Source organism: Nocardia sp. NPDC002869 (genome assembly GCF_046764065.1).
GTDB classification, from domain to species: Bacteria; Actinomycetota; Actinomycetes; order Mycobacteriales; family Mycobacteriaceae; genus Nocardia; species Nocardia rhamnosiphila.
Genome location: NZ_JBKOOL010000027.1, coordinates 12,216 through 30,563, shown reverse-complemented (window position 1 = coordinate 30,563; position 18,348 = coordinate 12,216). Strand labels below are relative to the sequence as shown.

General features: G+C 70.7%; 18 protein-coding genes and 2 pseudogenes. 13 read left to right on the top strand and 7 right to left on the bottom strand.

All coding sequences use genetic code 11. The features are described from left to right. Positions 1-3,633 (bottom strand): cobaltochelatase subunit CobN, encoded by a 3,633-nt coding sequence (gene cobN / locus ACLML9_RS07930; protein WP_411944879.1) that lies wholly within the window; start codon positions 3,631-3,633, stop codon positions 1-3. Between the two features lie 226 nt (positions 3,634-3,859). Between cobN and ACLML9_RS07925 the strand changes: the two genes are divergently transcribed. Both ACLML9_RS07925 and cobG read left to right on the top strand, forming a co-directional pair. Continuing rightward, entirely contained in the window at positions 3,860-4,261 is a 402-nt protein-coding gene (locus tag ACLML9_RS07925) for a PaaI family thioesterase (protein WP_411944878.1), read from the top strand. A gap of 26 nt (positions 4,262-4,287) precedes the next feature. After that, a complete protein-coding gene (gene cobG / locus ACLML9_RS07920) occupies positions 4,288-5,472 on the top strand; it encodes a precorrin-3B synthase (protein WP_411944877.1) in 1,185 nt (394 codons plus the stop codon). 34 nt (positions 5,473-5,506) lie between these two features. Here the strand turns inward: cobG and ACLML9_RS07915 are convergent, their stop codons facing one another. After that, the gene (locus ACLML9_RS07915; protein WP_411944876.1) at positions 5,507-5,674 is read right to left on the bottom strand and encodes a hypothetical protein; all 168 of its coding nucleotides are present in this window, start codon (positions 5,672-5,674) and stop codon (positions 5,507-5,509) included. A 352-nt stretch (positions 5,675-6,026) separates the two neighbouring features. Then, a complete protein-coding gene (locus ACLML9_RS07910) occupies positions 6,027-6,338 on the bottom strand; it encodes an oxygenase MpaB family protein (protein WP_411944875.1) in 312 nt (103 codons plus the stop codon). Positions 6,339-6,606: 268 nt separating this feature from the next. On the opposite strand from ACLML9_RS07910, the pseudogene ACLML9_RS07905 reads away from it, so the two are divergent. Together ACLML9_RS07905 and ACLML9_RS07900 are read left to right on the top strand one after the other, a co-directional pair. Further along, positions 6,607-6,741: pseudogene (locus ACLML9_RS07905) on the top strand (alcohol dehydrogenase); the annotation flags it as partial. Positions 6,742-6,799: 58 nt separating this feature from the next. Continuing rightward, positions 6,800-7,867 (top strand): annotated as a pseudogene (locus ACLML9_RS07900) (dihydrodipicolinate reductase). 12 nt (positions 7,868-7,879) lie between these two features. On the opposite strand, the gene ACLML9_RS07895 reads toward ACLML9_RS07900, so the two are convergent. Beyond that, positions 7,880-8,308: a nitroreductase family deazaflavin-dependent oxidoreductase gene (locus tag ACLML9_RS07895; RefSeq protein ID WP_411944874.1), complete on the bottom strand. Its 429-nt coding sequence runs from the start codon at positions 8,306-8,308 to the stop codon at positions 7,880-7,882. A gap of 362 nt (positions 8,309-8,670) precedes the next feature. Here ACLML9_RS07895 and ACLML9_RS07890 point away from each other — a divergent pair, with 362 nt between their 5' ends. After that, complete coding sequence (locus tag ACLML9_RS07890) at positions 8,671-8,805, top strand: hypothetical protein (RefSeq protein ID WP_411944873.1); 135 nt, start codon at positions 8,671-8,673, stop codon at positions 8,803-8,805. A gap of 59 nt (positions 8,806-8,864) precedes the next feature. Here ACLML9_RS07890 and ACLML9_RS07885 read toward each other — a convergent pair whose 3' ends face one another. Beyond that, complete coding sequence (locus ACLML9_RS07885; protein WP_411944872.1) at positions 8,865-9,479, bottom strand: lipocalin family protein; 615 nt, start codon at positions 9,477-9,479, stop codon at positions 8,865-8,867. A gap of 87 nt (positions 9,480-9,566) precedes the next feature. Between ACLML9_RS07885 and ACLML9_RS07880 the strand changes: the two genes are divergently transcribed. The 8 genes from ACLML9_RS07880 (at position 9,567) to ACLML9_RS07845 (ending at position 16,708) form a co-directional block, all read left to right on the top strand. Then, positions 9,567-9,929, top strand: coding sequence for a hypothetical protein (locus tag ACLML9_RS07880; RefSeq protein ID WP_411944871.1), 363 nt, complete (start codon positions 9,567-9,569; stop codon positions 9,927-9,929). Between the two features lie 81 nt (positions 9,930-10,010). After that, complete coding sequence (locus ACLML9_RS07875) at positions 10,011-10,853, top strand: MerR family transcriptional regulator (protein ID WP_411944870.1); 843 nt, start codon at positions 10,011-10,013, stop codon at positions 10,851-10,853. A 388-nt stretch (positions 10,854-11,241) separates the two neighbouring features. Beyond that, complete coding sequence (locus ACLML9_RS07870; protein WP_411944869.1) at positions 11,242-12,255, top strand: SDR family NAD(P)-dependent oxidoreductase; 1,014 nt, start codon at positions 11,242-11,244, stop codon at positions 12,253-12,255. Positions 12,256-12,321: 66 nt separating this feature from the next. After that, positions 12,322-13,431 (top strand): 4Fe-4S binding protein, encoded by a 1,110-nt coding sequence (locus tag ACLML9_RS07865; protein ID WP_411944868.1) that lies wholly within the window; start codon positions 12,322-12,324, stop codon positions 13,429-13,431. Positions 13,432-13,706: 275 nt separating this feature from the next. Further along, entirely contained in the window at positions 13,707-13,847 is a 141-nt protein-coding gene (locus tag ACLML9_RS07860) for a hypothetical protein (protein WP_411944867.1), read from the top strand. 70 nt (positions 13,848-13,917) lie between these two features. Then, positions 13,918-14,553 (top strand): precorrin-8X methylmutase, encoded by a 636-nt coding sequence (locus tag ACLML9_RS07855; protein ID WP_356990867.1) that lies wholly within the window; start codon positions 13,918-13,920, stop codon positions 14,551-14,553. Next, entirely contained in the window at positions 14,550-16,124 is a 1,575-nt protein-coding gene (locus tag ACLML9_RS07850; protein ID WP_411944866.1) for a precorrin-2 C(20)-methyltransferase, read from the top strand. The genes ACLML9_RS07855 and ACLML9_RS07850 overlap by 4 nt, the downstream gene beginning before the upstream one ends. A gap of 56 nt (positions 16,125-16,180) precedes the next feature. Beyond that, a complete protein-coding gene (locus tag ACLML9_RS07845; protein ID WP_356954522.1) occupies positions 16,181-16,708 on the top strand; it encodes a PadR family transcriptional regulator in 528 nt (175 codons plus the stop codon). 188 nt (positions 16,709-16,896) lie between these two features. On the opposite strand, the gene ACLML9_RS07840 is transcribed toward ACLML9_RS07845, so the two are convergent. Continuing rightward, complete coding sequence (locus ACLML9_RS07840) at positions 16,897-17,670, bottom strand: cobalt-precorrin-6A reductase (protein ID WP_411944893.1); 774 nt, start codon at positions 17,668-17,670, stop codon at positions 16,897-16,899. Continuing rightward, entirely contained in the window at positions 17,667-18,290 is a 624-nt protein-coding gene (locus ACLML9_RS07835; protein ID WP_411944865.1) for a DUF6861 domain-containing protein, read from the bottom strand. The genes ACLML9_RS07840 and ACLML9_RS07835 overlap by 4 nt, the downstream gene beginning before the upstream one ends. Between the last annotated feature and the right edge of the window lie 58 nt (positions 18,291-18,348).

Sequence of the window (18,348 nt, the reverse complement as noted above, 5' to 3'; positions counted from 1 at the left end):
CTATTCGAGTTCGCCCTCGGTCTCCAGGTACACCTGGCGCAGCCGGTCCAGCGTCTCCCGTTCGGGGCTCGCCCACATCCCGCGTTCGGCCGCCTCGAGCAGACGTTCGGCGATACCGTGCAACGCCCACGGATTGGACTGCTCCATGAACTTGCGGTTCGTCTCGTCGAACACATAGCTCTCGGAGAGCTTCTCGTACATCCAGTCGGCGATCACATCGGTGGTGGCGTCGTAGCCGAACAGGTAGTCCACGGTGGCCGCCATCTCGAAAGCGCCCTTGTACCCGTGCCGGCGCATGGCCTCGAGCCAGCGCGGATTGACCACCCGGGCCCGGAACACACGCGTGGTCTCCTCCGACAGCGTGCGGGTGCGGACCGCGTCCGGGCGGGTGCTGTCGCCGATATAGGCCTCCGGGTTCTTGCCCGTCAGGGCGCGCACCGTGGCGACCATCCCGCCGTGGTACTGGAAGTAGTCGTCGGAGTCGGCGATATCGTGCTCGCGGGTATCGGTGTTCTTCGCGGCCACCGCGATCCGGCGGTACGCGGTACGCATATCGTCGGCCGCCGGTGCGCCGTCGAGGTCGCGCCCGTAGGCGTAACCGCCCCAGGTGGTGTAGACCTGCGCGAGATCGTCGTCGGTGCGCCAGCTCTTGGAATCGATCAGCTGGAGCAGCCCCGCACCGTAGGTGCCCGGTTTCGAGCCGAAGATACGGGTGGTGGCCCGGCGCTCGTCACCGTGCTCGGCGAGGTCGGCGCGGGTGTGGGCGCGGACGTAGTTGGTCTCCGCGGGCTCGTCGAGTTCGGCCACGAGCCGCACCGCGTCGTCGAGCAGTGCCAGCACGTGCGGGAAGGCGTCGCGGAAGAACCCACTGATCCGTACCGTCACGTCCACGCGCGGCCGGCCCAGTTCCGCGGGATCGATCACCTCGAGAGTGGTGACCCGGCGGCTGGCCTCGTCCCAGACCGGGCGCACCCCGAGCAGGGCGAGTACCTCGGCGATATCGTCGCCGGAGGTGCGCATGGCCGAGGTGCCCCAGACCGACAGACCCACCGAGCGCGGATACTCGCCGTGGTCGGCCAGATAGCGTTCGAGCAGTGATTCGGCCATGGCCTGCCCGGTTTCCCAGGCCAGCCGCGACGGTACGGCCTTCGGGTCGACGGAGTAGAAGTTACGGCCGGTCGGCAGCACATTGATCAGGCCGCGCAGCGGCGAACCACTCGGGCCGGCCGGGATGAAACCGCCGTTCAGCGCATGCAGTACCCGGTCGATCTCGACCCCCGTCCCCCGCAGCCGCGGCACCACCTCGGTCGCGGCGAAACGCAGCACCGCGGCGACCGCCGAACGATCGCCGCCGGCCGTTTCGAACAGTTCGTCCGCGTGCTCGTCGACGAGCCCGTCCACGGCCTCGGGCGCCCACCCGGCGGCCTGCAGCGCGACGATCAGTTCCCGGGCGCGGGCCTCCACCGTATCGACCCGTTCCCGCGCCTCGCCGCCGGATTCGCTGAGCCCCAGCGCTTCCCGCAGCCCCGGCACCGACATCTCCCCGCCCCACAACTGCCGGGCCCGCAGCATGGCCAGGACCAGGTCGACCTCGCCGTCACCGGCCGGGGCGCGGCCGAGGATGTGCAGGCCGTCGCGGATCTGCACATCCTTGATCTCGCACAGCCAGCCGTCGACGTGCAGCAGCATATCGTCGAAGGATTCCTCGTCCGGGCGTTCGGCCAGCCCCAGATCGTGGTCCATCTTCGCGGCACGCATGAGCGTCCAGATCTGCTGCCGGATGGCGGGCAGTTTGGCCGGGTCCAGCGCGGAGATGTTCGCGTGCTCGTCGAGCAGCTGTTCGAGACGGGAGATATCGCCATAACTCTCGGCGCGCGCCATCGGCGGGATCAGATGATCCACCAGGGTGGCGTGGGCGCGGCGTTTGGCCTGGGTGCCCTCCCCTGGATCGTTCACCAGGAACGGGTAGATCAGCGGCAGGTCCCCCAGGGCGGCATCGGTACCGCACGCCGCGGACATGCCCAGGGTCTTGCCGGGCAGCCACTCCAGGTTGCCGTGCTTGCCCAGATGCACCATCGCGTCCGCGCCGAAACCCCCGGCCGCGGGGTCGGTGGACAGCCACCGGTAGGCGGCGAGGTAGTGGTGGCTCGGCGGGAGATCGGGGTCGTGGTAGATGGCGACCGGGTTCTCGCCGAAACCGCGCGGCGGCTGCACCATGAGCACCACATTGCCGAATCGCAGAGCGGCGATGACGATTTCGCCGCGCGGGTCGGCGGAACGGTCTACATAGAGCTCACCCGGGGGCGGCCCCCACGCCTCGACGACAGCGGTGCGCAGCTCCTCGGGCAGCGTGTCGAACCAGGCGGTGTAGACCTCGGCGCCGATCCGTACCGGGTTGCCCTCGAGCTGTTCGGCGGTGAGCCAGTCCGGATCCTGGCCACCGGCGGCGATCAGCGCGTGCATCAGCGCGTCGCCGTCACGTTCTTCCAGGCCCGGGACCTCACCCGGGGCACCGAGATCGTATCCGGCGGCACGCAATTCGGTGAGCAGCGCAATAGCGCTGGCGGGCGTATCCAGTCCGACGGCGTTACCGATGCGGGCGTGTTTGGTCGGGTAGGCCGACAGCATGAGCGCCAGGCGTTTGCGGCCGGCGGGGATATACCGCAGCCGTGCGTGCCGCACCGCGATCCCGGCGACCCGGGCGGCGCGTTCGGCGTCGGGCACATAGGTGGACAGCCCGTCCGCGTCGAACTCCTTGAAGGAGAACGGCACCGTGATGATCCGGCCGTCGAACTCCGGCACCGCGACCTGAGTCGCCACGTCCAGCGGGGACAGCCCGTCGTCGTTGGCCTCCCACTGCGCGCGGCCACTGGTCAGGCACAGGCCCTGCAGGATCGGGACATCCAGTTCGGCGAGCGCGCCGATATCCCACGCCTCGTCGTCACCGCCCGCCGCGGCCAGCGCCGGTTTGCTGCCGCCGGCCGCCAGCACGGTGACCACCAGCGCGTCGGCCTGCCGGAGAGTGGCGAGCAGGTCGGGTTCGGCGGTACGCAGGGAGGCGCAGTAGACGGGCAGCGGGACCGCGCCGGCGTCCTCGATCGCACCGCACAGCGCGTCGATATAGCCGGTGTTCCCGGCCAGATGCTGGGCCCGGTAGTAGACGACGCCGACCGTCGGTTTCCCGGCCACCGGTTCGGGATACCGTGCGGCGCGGTCGAGCCGGCCCCAGGCGGGCAGCTGCACCGGCGGTTCGAACCCGTGCCCGGTGAGCAGGACCGTATCGGAGAGGAAGTTGTGCAACTGGCGCAGATTCTGCGGTCCGCCGGCCGCCAGGTAGTTGTGCGCGTCGGAGGCCACGCCGACCGGCACGGTCGAGCACTCCATCAGTTCGGCATCGGGGGCCATCTCGCCGCCGACCGCCACCACCGGCACCCCGCTCGCCCGCACCGCGGCCAGGCCGTCCTCCCAGGCCCGTTTGCCGCCGAGGATCCGCACGATCACCAGATCGGCGTCCGCGAGCAGGCCGGGGAGATCCTCCACCAGCAATCGGGCCGGATTGGCCCACCGATACTCGGCGCCACTGGCGCGCGCGCTCAGCAGATCGGTATCGGAGGTGGACAGCAGCAGAATCACAGCGATGACCTTCCTGGGGTGACGCGCCCGTGGGGGTTGTGTGCTCGCCGGAGAGGGTCTGGCTGTGTCAGTGGCGCGACCGCACCGGAGTTCCACCGGTTTCCTCGTCACCCGTCGAGCCCCCGGATGCTACCGCGACCACCGAGGCCGTCCGTCACCACACCGGTGAGCGGCACCCGCGCGCCCGTACTTGCCGACGCTTCTCGTTCCGGGTTGGCTTCCTCCCATGACCGACGACGCAGGGACGCAACTGTTCCACCAGTCCATGCCCTTCACCGAACGCCTCGGCGTGGAGGTGCTCGAACACGGTCCCGGTTTGGTACGCAGCCGCATCGCCTGGGACGAGACACTGTGCACAGTGGGCGGCGCGCTGCACGGCGGCGTGCTGATGGCGCTGGCGGATTCGACCGCGGCGGTCTGCGCGTTCCTCAATCTGCCCGAAGGCGCCCAGGCGACCACCACCGTCGAATCGAAGACGAACTTCCTGCGCGCCGTGCGGTCCGGTCATGCCGAGGCGTCGTCCCGGCCGCTGCACACCGGGCGGTCGTTCATCGTCGTCGAGACCGAGATCCGCGACGACGCGGGCAAGCTGGTGGCGAAGGTGACGCAGACCCAGGCGGTGCGGTAGTCCGGCGTCCGTAAACTGGTCGGACCATGGTACGTACCGATCCCGATTCCTGCCCCGGCGTCCTGCGCCTGCACAAGGCCGCCGACGGCCCGCTGGCCCGGGTCCGGGTGCCGGGCGGGCTGCTCACGCCGGAGCAGGTGCAGGCCCTAGCCGCGGCCGCCGGCGAGCTCGGGGACGGGAATATCGAGCTGACCTCGCGCGGCAATGTGCAGTTGCGCCGGATCCGCGACGCCGACGCGCTCACCGAACGACTGGCCGGTGCCGGGCTGCTGCCGAGCCGGAACCACGAGCGGGTCCGCAACATCATCGCTTCGCCCCTGTCCGGCCGGGTCGGCGACCACCCCGACATCCGGCCGCTGGTGGCCGCCCTCGACACGGGGCTGCTCGGCTCGCCCCGGCTGGCCGAACTCCCGGGCCGGGTCCTGTTCACCCTCGACGACGGCCGGGGCGATGTGACCCCGCTCGGCCCGGATATCGGCCTGCACGTCCTCGACGGCGACCGAGCCGCCCTCGTGCTCGCCGGGCGGGACAGCGGTATCCGCGTAACCACCGCCGAAGCGCCCGAGCTGATGCTGGCGGCCGCGCACGGATTCCTGGCACTCGCCGACGGGCAGTGGCGCCTGCACGAGGTCGCCGACGGCGCCACGCGACTGGCCGCGCTGCTGGGGCTCGAACCCCGGCTCGACCGGCTGGAGTTCCCCGGGCCCGGGGACCCGCCGATCGGCTGGCTGCCCCAGCGCGACGGTCTCGTCGCGCTGGGCGCGGGTGTCCGACTGGGCTCCCTACCCGCCCGCACCGCCGAATTCCTCGCCGCGGTCGAAGCGCCGATCCTGCTCACTCCGTGGCGCAGCCTGATCGTCACCGATCTGGAGGAGTGGCCCGCCGAGCAGGCGGTCCGGGTGCTGGCGCCGATGGGCCTCGTCTTCGACGCGGACTCACCCTGGCTGCGGATCACCGCCTGCGCCGGAGCCCCCGGGTGCGCGAAATCGCATACCGATGTCCGGGCCGACGCCGCGGCCGCTGTCGAATCGGGCCGGACGGATACCTCCGACGCCGGCGGCTCGGATACGCCGATCCCGGCCGCCGAGATCACCACGGCCGGTCGGCAACACTGGTCGGGGTGCGAGCGCCGCTGCGGCCGGCCCGCCGCGGCGGTCACCGAGGTGACCGCCGGTCCCGAAGGCTACCGGGTGATACCGCCGCGCACCTGAGCCGCCGCACCGTGGTCGCCCGCGGCGGACCGCCCTACGGCTCCTGTGAGGTCGAGGACTTTTCGATCGGCCGCGAGCGACGGTCCCCGTCGTCCTCTTTGCCGTGGCTGGCCACCAGGAGCACCACGATCAACAGCCCCATCACCGCCGCGACGGCCAGCGCGGCCGACGGTTTGCGCAACTGCTCGGTTTCCTCACGCACCGACATCTCCTCCGGCAACAGCACAACGGGTTCAGCGGCACGGCGCTCGGGACGCACCGCGGCTGCCGCACACCCATTCGACCGAATCGTATTCCCGGTGACGAACGACGACCTGCCTTGCGGCTCCTGAACTGTGAGCATGCGGAAATCGTATCGACGTGCGACCGGCAGATTTTCGGAAACTTCCCGGCAATGGGAAATTTACCTCGCAATAACGCGGGGGTGTCCCAGGTCACGTATGCGCCGGTCAGCGGCTCGGAGCCGGGAACAGCAGGCCCACAACGTAAATCGGCCCGCTGTGACGTGCGGTACGCTGTCCGGCCGCCTCCGGTTTTGTGTCGCAAACCATAGCTCAACCGGCCCGGACGCGCCGGACACCCGCATAGGCGCGCGGGGCGTACCGCAGGCGATCGGGCAGCAGCGGCCAGACCGTACGCACCGCCGCCGCGAACACCCCGAACAGCTTCTGATCCACCGCCGTCCAGCGCAGATTCAGGATTTCGCGGGCGCGTTCGGGCATGAGCGCGTTGGCCGGCCAGACATGGAAGGCCATCACCGGTCGCCAGATCACCGACCACACCGGTTCCGGGATACCGGGCAGCGCCGGGATCCGCGTGCCGCCGAGCCGGAACGCGAAATCGGTGGTGGCGTTGGCCTCCAGCACCTCGTCGATGGTGCGGTGCCAGTACTGGTCCTGCAGGGCCGCACCGACCGCCGGATGCCATGTTCTGCAGGATGCCGGCGCGCCCGAGGAACAGCATGTTCCGCAGATCTCCGGCGTACTCCCAGGTCAGTGACGCAGGTCCGATCGGCGCCCCCACGAGACAGGCTGTGGCGGCGGTATCCGGAGCACCCACGATCCGACCTCCTTGTCGAACAGCGCGAAACTCTGATACGAATAGTATGTCATCATCTCAGTTTCTCGCCGACCGAGGGTGGGCAAGTTGAATCTCGACGATATGGTCACCCGGCAGTACCGGCTCGAGGACATCAACGACGGCTATCAGGACATGCTGGCCGGCCGCAATATCCGCGGCATCATCCGCTACACCGACGCGGACCGCTGAACCGCCCGGACCACCGGCGCCGGCCCGCCGCGCGACCGGACAGTGACGAGGAGGACATGTGAGCTACCGGGTCGTGCAGTGGGCCACCGGATCGGTCGGCCGGGCCGCGCTGCGAGCCGTCATCGATCACCCCGAACTCGAACTGGTGGGGTGCTGGGTGCATTCGCCGGACAAACGCGGCCGTGACGTGGGTGAGATCCTCGGCCGGGCGCCCGTCGGGGTGCGGGCGACCGACAGTCTCGACGAGATCCTCGCACTGCCCGCCGACGCCGTGATCTAGGCGCCGCTGCTCCCGCGCGCGAAGGAGGTGGCGGCACTGCTGCGGTCGGGGAAGAACGTGGTGACGCCGGTCGGCTGGTTCTATCCCGACGACGAGCAGGCCGAACCGGTCCGGCAGGCATGTCTGGCGGGCGGGACCACACTGCACGGCACCGGAATCGATCCCGGCGGGGTCACCGAGGTGTTCCCGCTGATGCTGTCGGCCATGTCCGCGGCGGTCACCTTCGTACGCGGCGAGGAGTTCTCCGATATCCGGACCTACGGCGCGCCCGATGTGGTGCGCCACATCATGCGGTTCGGTGCCACTCCCGCCGAGGCCGCCGCGGGCCCGATGCGGCAACTGCTCGACGGCGGCTTCCGCCAATCGGTCCGGATGATCCTGGACACGCTGGGCTTCGGCGGGAACCCGGAGATCCGTACGGTCCACGAGACCGCGGTCGCGACCGCACCGATCGAATCACCCATCGGCACCATCGAACCCGGGCAGGTGGCCGGCCAGCGCTTCCACTGGGAGGCGGTGGCCGGCGGCGAAACCGTCGTGCGCATCGGGGTCAACTGGCTGATGGGCCAGCAGCAACTCGACCCGCCGTGGACACTCGGCGCCGAAGGCGAACGGTTCGAGATCGAGATCGACGGCGACCCGGGCATATTCGTCACCATCCGCGGGTGGCAATCCGAACCCGGAGACCCGCCGGAGGCCGAGAATCCCGGGATCGCCGCGACGGCCGCGCACTGCGTCAACTCCGTCCCCTACGTCTGCGCGGCCGAACCCGGTATCCGCACCTCGGTCGAACTGCCGATGGTGGCAGGCCGGGCCCATCCGCGGTTCACGACCGGGTCGCGGTAGGCGAGCAGCGGACTACCGGGTGCGCCGCAACGCCAGGACCGGGATGGTGCGGAAGCCGGCCGCTTTCTGCTCGTACTCGGCGAAGCCGGGATAGCGGCGCGACTGTTCGCCGTAGATGCGGTCGCGCTCCGCGCCGGTCACCTCCGTGACCGTGACGGGGTAGGTCTCGGTCCCCCGCTCCACCGTGGCCTCCCCGGCCGCGGTCAGGTTGCGGTACCAGTCGGGATTCGTCGGCGCACCCGCTTTACTGGCGAATACGTAGACCAGGTCGTCGGGATCCTGTTCATCGGCCAGGTACATCATCGGAGTCACCGATTCGCGGCCGGTGCGCCGGCCGCGATGGTGCACCAATGCCAACGGTGCATCCTTGAAAAACCCGCCGACCCGGCCCTCGTTGGCCCGGAATTCCGTGATGATCCGGTCGTTCCAGTCGTCTGCCATACCCGGCATTATCCAGCGGACCAGCGGCTGGTCCCGTAGTCCCGGCCGCGCGGCGGGTCATCACCGGACCGGCTGTCACACTACGGGCCATGGCGTTCACCGACGACCCCGACGGCGACCGGTTCTTCGCGCTGCGCACTTCCGCACCGACGGTGCACCGGTCACCACCGCGAGCTGGCCGGCTCCCGCCGACGGCCGCTGGTACGGATACACTCCCGCCCGTTCCTGGAAGGACCGCCGGATCGAGCGCGATCCCCGGATCGAGGTAGCGCGGTCCACCTTCGACGGCACCCCGACCGGCGGCCGGCAGCCCGGCACCGCATGTCCTACCCGCCCACCGATCACGCGTCGCGAAACGTGCCATGAACGCCAATTACGGTGTGGCGTTCCGGATCTTCGCGCGTGTCACGCTGCTCGGCCGTTTCCGTCGCCACGGCGGACGCGCTGTCGGCCTGGAAATCGAGGTGGCGGGCGATCTGCCCCTACTCCGGCGCTGAACAGCGGCGCACGGGCCCTCGGAAGCCGGGTGCCTGCGGCGATCACCGCGGCGCGACGGTCAGCGCAGGCACAACGGCGTGATATCGGAGCGGCCACCGGTGGTGGGCGAGCTCAGGTACATGCAGGGCGTCTGTCCCGCCGCGGTGATGGCGGACTTCACCCGGTCCCAGGTCGGCGCGTCGAGCGCGGCCGAGCGGGCCAGTACGAAACCCGACAGGCGGCTCGGGTCGGTCACCAGCGCCCAGGAGTAATCGGGGGCCAGCGCGGTGACGATGTAGTTCGTCGGGCCGTCGAGCGAGTCCTGATTCGGCACCCCGGAGAAGCTGACGTGCAACTGCGCGCCGGTCACCGGGTCGTTCACCTTCGCGGTGCCGCGGATCTCGTTCCGGCCGCCCGCCCAGGTGGTACAGGAATTGTGTACGGCGACAGTGCCCTGCGGATCGAGCGTGTACTGCGCGCGGGTGTCGCGCGCACAGTCGAGGTTGAACGGCTGGGGTACCGCGGCGAGCTGGTTCCAGTCACCGAGGTACCGGTTCAGGTCCAGCGCGGGGACCGGGGCGGGGCCGGGCGGCAGCGGCGGCTGGGCGACCGCGCCACCGGCGGCCAGGGCACCGAAGGTCAACAGGGCGGCCACGAGGCCGGTGGTGCGGCGAACTGCGCGATGTGCTGTCACCAAAACTCCTCGCGTTCGGCGGTGTGTGACCACCTTAACCCATATAGATGCATAATCGATGCATACCCATTCGGTGCAGGAGGATCGATGGTAGCCATGGGTTCCGCCCGATTCATGGGAGCGGCCACGGCGTGTTGCGGACCGACCGTGGCGATCCGCCCGGCGGCGCTCCTGCGGCCGTGCGGCCGGGACGACGACGATTCCGCCCGCCGCGCGCCGACGCAGACCGCCTGCCGGGATATGGCCTCGGGGCTCGGGACGGCCTTCGCCCCGACCCCGGTCGCCCTACCGGTGGCCACGGGCTGCCGCGTGCTCTCCGACCTGTCCGACGCCGGGGTCCGCGCCACCACGCCGCGCGACCGGCCACAGCGCACCGAGGCCGTCGCGGTGGCCGCCGGCCGGGACCTGCTGTGCGGCGCGGCGGGCCTGACCGCGACGTGGACACGGTGAACACGGCCGTACGCCGTCGGCGCCCACGCCGAAGTCCCGGGTCCGCCCCGGCCGGCGAATCGGGACAGGCAGAATAAGACGATGCCCGACGGTTCCACCTCCGCCTCCGACGCGGCCGGCTACACCGTCCGCGCGGTCGCCGAGCGGCTCGGTATCCCGACCGCCACCCTGCGCAGCTGGAACCGTCGCTACGAGATCGGCCCCACCGGCCACCGGCCGGGCACGCACCGGCTGTACACCGAAGCCGATATCACCCAGCTCGATCGGATGCTCGGACTCATCCGCGGCGGCGCCACCCCCGCCGGTGCCGCGGCCGCGGTGCGCACCCCGGCCGTCGCCCCTGGCGACCTGTCCTCGCTGCTGACCGCCGCCTTCGCCCTCGACTACCGGTCGGTGACAGCGCAATTGGCCGGCGCGCTGCGGACCTACGGCGTAATCGATACCTGGGAACGACTGTGCCGCCCGGCTTTCGCCGAGATCGTCGCCCGCCAGCTGGGCGGCGAGGGCTGCATCGATGTGGAGCATCTGCTCTCGTGGTGCATCACCTCGGCGCTGCACCGAAACAACCCGCCGGACCGGCTGCGCCCGCGGCCGATCGTGCTCGCCTGCACCGGCGGCGAATCCCACGCGCTCCCCCTCGAGGTGCTGCGGGCCGCCCTGGCGGAGCTCGAAATCGGGGCGCAGATGCTCGGGGCGGATGTGCCCACCACCGCCCTCGCCGACACTCTGGCGCGACTGGACCGGCCGGCCGAACTGGTGCTGTGGTCGCAGCACGAGTCGACGGCATTGACCTCCAGCGTGCGGGCCGGGACCGACGCCGGCGCGCAGGTCTTCGTGGGCGGCCCGGGCTGGGACGCGGTCATCCTCCCGGCGGCGGTCGAACGCCTGGCGAGCCTTTCCGAGGCGGTCCGGCGACTCGGCTGAGTCCGGTCCCACCCGCTCGTTCACCCCGCTCCTCCGGCATCCCGGATACGGCGAACCGCTTCGCGACTGCGCGACCGATCGACCGCGGAGTGGCACCCGGTTGGCCATCCACCACAAAACGATGCATACTCGATGCATACGCAGCCGGTGGTCGCCCAGCAGAGGAGCGTCATGACCGAGAAGTGCGAACCGGACCGGTCCCGGCCCTGGGTCATGCCTGTGGCACGCGCGATCCGATGGGTATATCGACGAGACGAGCGCGCTCGGTTTCGACCCCGCGTCCAGCGCATGTGGTGGTTGCCTCCGGCGTGTGCCGGCACGGGCCGCCGCAGCGGCTTTCCGGAGGTCGGTCAGTTCGTGCCGACGAGACGAGGCGAGGTGTGATCCGATGATCCGTACAGTCGACGCCCTACTCGACCGGGCCATAGTGCCCGGCTACACCCGCCTCGGCTACCACTTGCGCAAGGTCTCCTGGACCCGTGACGATCCGCCCACCGACGCTTTGCTCGGTAAAACCGCCCTGGTCACCGGCGCGACCTCGGGAATCGGCACATCGATGGCCACCGGCTTCGCGGCCTTGGGCGCCCGCACTGTGCTCGCGGTCCGGGACCCGGCCCGCGGCGAGCGCGCACGCCGGCAGATCCTCGGCGCGGTCCCCGAGGCCCAGGTGGAACTCGCGATATGCGATCCCGCTGAACCCGGCAGTGTCGACGCATGCGCCCGGGCCCTGCACGAACGCCATGACGCGCTGGACGTACTCGTCCACAATGCGGGAATACTTCCCGGCGACCGCACCGAGAACTCCGCCGGACACGAATTGAGCCTGGCCACCCATGTCCTCGGCCCGCTACGCCTCACCGACCGGCTCGCCCCGCTGCTCGCCGCCTCCGGCGACGCCCGCATCATCTTCGTGGCCTCCGGCGGGATGTACACGCAACCGCTGCCGTTCCGGGATCCGCAGTATCGCCGCGGCGAATACCGGGGCGCCACCGCCTACGCCCGCACCAAGCGGATACAGGTGGCGTTCGGACCGCTGCTGGACGGACGCCTGGCCGACCACGGGGTCAGCGTGCACAGTATGCCTCCGGGCTGGGTTGCCACACCCGGGATCACCGCCGCACTCCCCCGTTTCGGCTCGGCGCTGCGCCCGGCGATGCGCACCGCCGCCGAGGGCGCCGATACCGCGGTCTGGCTGGCCACCACCACCCCGGCGCCGCTGTCCGGTCATTTCTGGCACGACCGGCGTATCCGTGACGAGCACTATCTGCGAAACACCCGCTATACGGAGGGCAACCTGCTGTCGCTGTGGGAGTACTGCCTCGACGCGGCGGATGTGCCGTTGCATCCGCACCGACGCCCGCGTTGCGGCCGCCCCGGGCCCGGCGGATCCGGCAACCGATGAATTCCGCACGCCCACGCCGTCGTTCACAGTGAGCCCGCGTGGATCTCGTTGCGAGAAGGAGCCCCGATGCCGGATACCGATCACGACCCCGCCGCCCCGCGGCGGCGGGCGCAGCATCCGACCGTCCAGCGGATGGCCGGCCGTGAGCGCGAAAAACCCGACCCCGTCCTCGCCGCCGATCGGCTCCGCGAGATCTGCCTCGCGGCCGGCGCCGATGATGTGGGGTTCGTCGCCGTCGAGGATCCGCGGGTGGCCGACGAACTCGAGCACGCACGGGCGATCCTGCCCGCCGCACGCACATTCGTCTCGTTCTGTGTGCGGATGAACCGGGACAATCTGCGCAGTCCGCAGCGCAGTCTCGCCAATACCGAGTTCAATCACGCCGACGACGAGACCAACGCGGTGTCCCGCCGGATCACCCGCGCGCTCCAGGACGCCGGCTATCGCGCGGTCTATCCCGCGCCGGGGTATCCGATGGAAGTGCAGCAGTTTCCCGGGCGTATCTGGGTGATCGCGCACAAGGTGGTGGCCGAGGCCGCCGGGCTGGGCGTCATGGGCATCCATCGCAATGTGATCCACCCCCGGTTCGGCAATTTCGTCCTGCTCGGCACCGTGGTCACCGACGCGGTGATCGACACCCCGAGCGCACCGCTGGATTTCAATCCCTGCCTCGAATGCAAACTGTGTGTCTCCGCCTGCCCGGTGGGAGCGATCACCCCGGACGGAGGTTTCGATTTCCAGGCGTGCTACACGCACAACTACCGGGAATTCATGGGCGGCTTCACCGATTGGGCGGAGACCGTCGCCGACAGCGCCGACCGCGACGAATACCGGCAGCGGGTCACGACCGGGGAATCGTTCTCGATGTGGCAGAGCCTGTCGTTCAAACCGAACTACAAGGCCGGCTACTGCATGGCCGTGTGCCCGGCCGGCGAGGACGTGATCGGCGCCTACCTCGACGATCGCCGAGCCCACCTCGACGAGGTGGTCCGGCCACTGCAGAGCAAGACCGAGCCGGTGTACGTGCTACCCGGTTCGGCGGCCGAAGAGCATGTCGCGCGCCGCTTCCCGAACAAGACACCGCGGCAGGTCACCAATGGTTTCCCGGACGAGGTCAACGATCTGCTCGACCAGATCGGTCCGCGCCCGCGGGGCGGTGCCGGCGGGACCGCGTAATCCCGGTCGCTCCGCCGGGGAGACGGGTGCCGCTCCGGTAGCATTGGGCCACCCCGGCCGATACCGGCTACCGGGGCGTACGCTGCGTCGATCTCGATGTCCTGAACAACAGCGGCGCGCCCGCCCTGGAATGCACCCAGGACGACGGCCTCACCTACTACGTCCGGTCCTTCCGGCGCGGCGATCCGCGCCGCGACGCCACCTTCGCCACCGATATCGACAACGACACCACCCGGGAACACGCGTGGACACACGTCCCTCCGGGGCCGGGCGGAATGCGCTGGAGCGACTACCTCGGTACCGGTCTGCTCACGGTGTCCTTCGACGACCCGGCCCGGGTCGTCCTCGATATCTCGTGGCCGCACCACACCGGGCAGGAGATCGTCGATCACTGGTGGGCGGCGGCCCCGCTGTGACCCGGGTACCCCGGTGACCGAGGCCCACCCGCACCGGCCCGGTGCGCTCGGCCCGGCATAGGGTGTCCGCATGCCCGACACGCGCACCAGCTACGTCACCGACGCGGCCGAGATCTACCGCCGGTCGTTCGCGATCATCCGAGCCGAGGCCGAGCTGGACCGGTTCCCGGCCGATATCGCGCAGGTCGTCGTGCGGATGATCCACGGCTGCGGCCAGGTCGACCTGGCCGGGGACGTGCTGTTCACCCCGGGCGTGGTGGCCGCGGCGCGGGCCGCACTGCGCGCCGGCGCGCCGATTCTGTGCGATGCGAACATGGTCGCGTCGGGAGTCACCCGGACCCGGCTGCCCGCGGACAACGAGGTGCTGTGCCTGCTGCGGGACCCCCGGGTGCCGGAGCTGGCGGCCGAACTCGGGACCACCCGGTCGGCGGCGGCACTGGAGTTGTGGCGGGAGCGGCTCGACGGCGCGGTGGTGGCCATCGGCAATGCGCCGACCGCGCTGTTCCACCTGCTGGACATGATCGCCGCAGGCGCCCCGAAACCGGCCGCCGTGCTCGGTATCCCGGTGGGCTTCGTCGGCGCGGCCGAATCGAAGGACGCGCTCGCCGCGAGCACGGGCGTGGAGTATCTGACGGTGCGCGGCCGGCGCGGCGGCAGCGCCATCACCGCGTCCGCCCTGAATGCGATTGCGAGCGAAGTGGAATGACGGTGGCTACGGGAAAGCTCTGGGGGGTCGGGCTGGGCCCGGGCGATCCGGAACTGGTGACGGTGAAGGCGGCCCGGGTGATCGCCGCGGCCGATGTGATCGCGTTCCACAGTGCCCGGCACGGCCGCAGTATCTCGCGCGGTATCGCCGAACCGTACCTGCGGCCGGGCCAGCTCGAGGAACACCTGATCTACCCGGTCACCACCGAGACCACCGATCATCCCGGCGGTTACCAGGGCGCGATCGACGAGTTCTACGCCGCGGCGGCCGAACGGCTGGCCGCGCATCTGGCGGCGGGACGGTCGGTGGCGCTGCTGGCCGCCGGGGACCCGCTTTTCTACAGCTCCTATATGCATATGCACCGGCGGCTGGCCGACCGGTTCGAGGCGGAGATCGTCCCCGGGATCACCTCGGTGAGCGCCGCGTCGGCGGCCCTGGCCACTCCGCTGGTGGAGGGTGAGCAGGTACTGACGGTATTACCCGCGACCCTGCCCGCCGACGAACTCACCCGCCGCCTCGCCGACAGCGAGGCCGCCGCGATCATGAAACTCGGCCGCACCTACCCGGCCGTCCGCACAGCGCTCGCCGACTCCGGCCGCCTCGACCGCGCCTACTACGTCGAACGGGCCAGCACCGGGCGCGAGCGGGTGCTCCCCGCCGGCGAAGTGGACGACGCCCAGGTCCCGTATTTCGCGATCGCCCTCGTCCCGGGCCCCGAACCGACCACCCCGGTCCCCGCCCGCCGGGGCCCGGCAGCCACCGAACCGGTGACCCGCGCGGCGAGCACCCCGGCGGCCGAGAGCGCCGCGCCGAGCGGCGCCACGGGCGCCGGAGAGGTGGTGGTCGTCGGCCTGGGCCCGGGCGATACGCGCTGGACCACCCCGGAGGTCTCCGCCGCGCTCGCCGCCGCCACCGACCTCGTCGGCTACACCACCTATATCGACCGCGTCCCGGCCCGCCCCGGTCAGCGGCGGCACAGCAGCGACAACCGGGTCGAATCCGAACGCGCCGCCATGGCGCTGGACCTCGCCCGCCGCGGCGGGCGGGTCGCCGTGGTCTCCTCGGGCGATCCGGGGGTGTTCGCGATGGCCGCGGCCGTCCTGGAGGAATCCGCGGACCCGCAGTGGGCGGGGGTGCCGGTGCGGGTACTACCCGGGATGACGGCGGCGAACGCGGTGGCCAGCCGCGTCGGCGCCCCGCTCGGACACGACTACGCCACGATCTCCCTGTCCGACCGCCTCAAACCGTGGGACGTGGTGGCCCGGCGCCTGGCGGCGGTGGCCGCGGCCGATATGGCCATCGCCGTCTACAACCCGGCCTCGAGTAAACGCACCTGGCAGGTGGGCGCGATGAAGGACATCCTGCTGGCCCACCGCGCACCGGACACCCCGGTGGTCCTCGGCCGCGATGTGGGAGGCCCGGGCGAATCGGTGCGGGTGGTGACGCTGGGCGAACTGGAACCCGCCGAGGTCGATATGCGGACCCTGCTGATAATCGGCGCCTCCACCACCGCGGTCGTCGCCGGCGCCGGCGCACCGCGGGTCTACACCGCACGGCGCTACCACGCCTGAGCCGAACCCATCCGATAGCATTCCACTATGGAATAGCGACGGTGGAAGGACACGTGGTGAACGGCAAACAGAAGCGGCCGCTGAACTCCACGGCCGCCTCACTTCTGGGTTTTCTGCATGAGGGGCCGATGTCGGGCTGGGACCTGGTGACACTGGCCCAGGACCGCATCGGCGATTTCTGGACCATCACACAAAGCCAGGTCTACCGGGAACTCGCCGCCATGGATTCGGCGGGCCTGGTCGTCAAGGGCGAAACCGGTGCCCGCGAACGCACTCCGTACCGCATCACCGAGGCAGGCCGCGCCGCATTCGCCGAGTGGATCGCACGCGACCCGAGCCCGGAGACCATCCGGTTCCCGCTGCTGCTCACCCTGCATTTCGGCGGTCACCTCGAACCGGCGCATCTGGCCTCGATCATCGACAACGCCCGCAAGGTGCACCAGGAACGGCTGGACCGCTACCGCGCCGAGGAAGCGGGCCCGGATCTGTCCCCGCACACCCGGGCGACGCTGGAATTCGGTATCGGATACGAGCGCGCGGTCCTGGACTGGTTCGACCGGCTACCCGAACTGCTCGGCTCCTGAAGGCGCGCTACCGCTCTCGCGCCGGCCTTCGCAGCGACCCGTGATCGGAAGCCGAACCCGAACGGTGACGGCGCGGACCCGCTGAACGGCGCCGACCGGCGGATTCCGCCGACCGCGGGGTGGAACGGCCGACCGCGCCGAGCAATCCGGCCGGACCGGGTACCGTCCGGAAGCGGGCCCGAGATCGATCAGCGCGTTCCGCCCGGCCGCCCACCACGGCCCCCGGCGGCCCACCCGGACAGTATTTCTCGCGCTTCCCCGACCGTGGCCACCACCCTGACACCGGACGGCACGGGTGGACGGTCCACGACCACCACCGGAATGCCCGCGGTGCGCGCGGCGGTGAGCTTCGCGGCGGTCGCCGTACCCCCGCTGTCTTTGGTGACCAGGACATCGATCCGGTGCCGGGTCAGCAGTTCGGATTCTTCGGCGACCGTGAAAGGCCCTCGGGCCAAGATGATTTCGTGCCTCGGGGGAAGTTCGTCCGCGGGCGGGTCGATGGCACGGATCAGAAACCAGGGCCGGGCATGGCCGGCGAAGGCCGCCACCCCCTGACGGCCGATGGTGAGCAGTATCCGGTCCCCCAGTCCGGCGGCGGTGTCCGCGGCGGCGGCCAGATCGGGGACCCGGTACCAGCGGTCGCCGGGGCCGGCGGTCCAGCCCGGACGGCTCAACCGGATCATGGGCAGTCCGAGTCGCGCGGTGGCCTGCGCGGCATTGGCGGTGATCTTCTCGGCGAAGGGATGGGTGGCGTCGACGACGAGTTCCGTCCGGTTGTCCGCCAGCCATTCGCGCAGCCCCTCGGCACCGCCGAATCCGCCGATCCGTACCTCGCCCGCGGGCCGGATCGGCTCGGAAACCCGACCGGCGAGCGAGGACACGATCTCGTGTTCTCGCTCGCCGGTGAGCAGCCGGGCCAGTTCCCGGGCTTCCCCGGTGCCGCCCAGCAGCAGAATTCTCAGGGCTGGCCGCTGAAGTAGGCGATGGCCGAATCCAGCAGCGGCGGCCCGCCCGCGACCGCGAGGCCGATACCCGCGCCGATGATGGCGCCCGGGATCACACCGACACCCAGGAACAGGAATCCGATCGCCGCACCGATGGCGGCACCCACGGCCGCACCCAGCGAGGCCGCCTGCAGTTCGCTCATGAACCACTGCTGGGCCCCGATGAACTGCGCCTGCGACGGCGCGCCCGCGACCGGAGTGGCCCGCGGGGTCAGCGTCAGCCGGCTGTTGCCCTCGTCGATGGTGGCGGCGACCGCGACCACCTGGCCATTGGTGGCCTGGGTGAGCGGGATACTGGTCAGCCGCTCCCCGGCGGCATTGCTCAGCACCACCGCGTCGTTGGCGGCGTCGAGGCTGAACGCACCGCCGGAAACCGTGGTGACCAGCGACTTTCCGGCCTCGGCCAGTGCCAGGGTGTAGTCCACGCCCCGATCGTGCCCGGTGACCTCCGGAACCGCGTTCTGCTGCTGCTCGACAGCGGGCGCCGTCGGAGCGGGCGCCGCGTAGCCCGTGCCCGCGGCGATACCGGTGGCCGCCGCCGCCATGATCGCGGTCGCGGCGAACTTCTTGTATTTCACTATCACATCTCCCCGTCGCGCGCGAATCCGCGTGACCCGCGCTAGGACCCCCGTGACC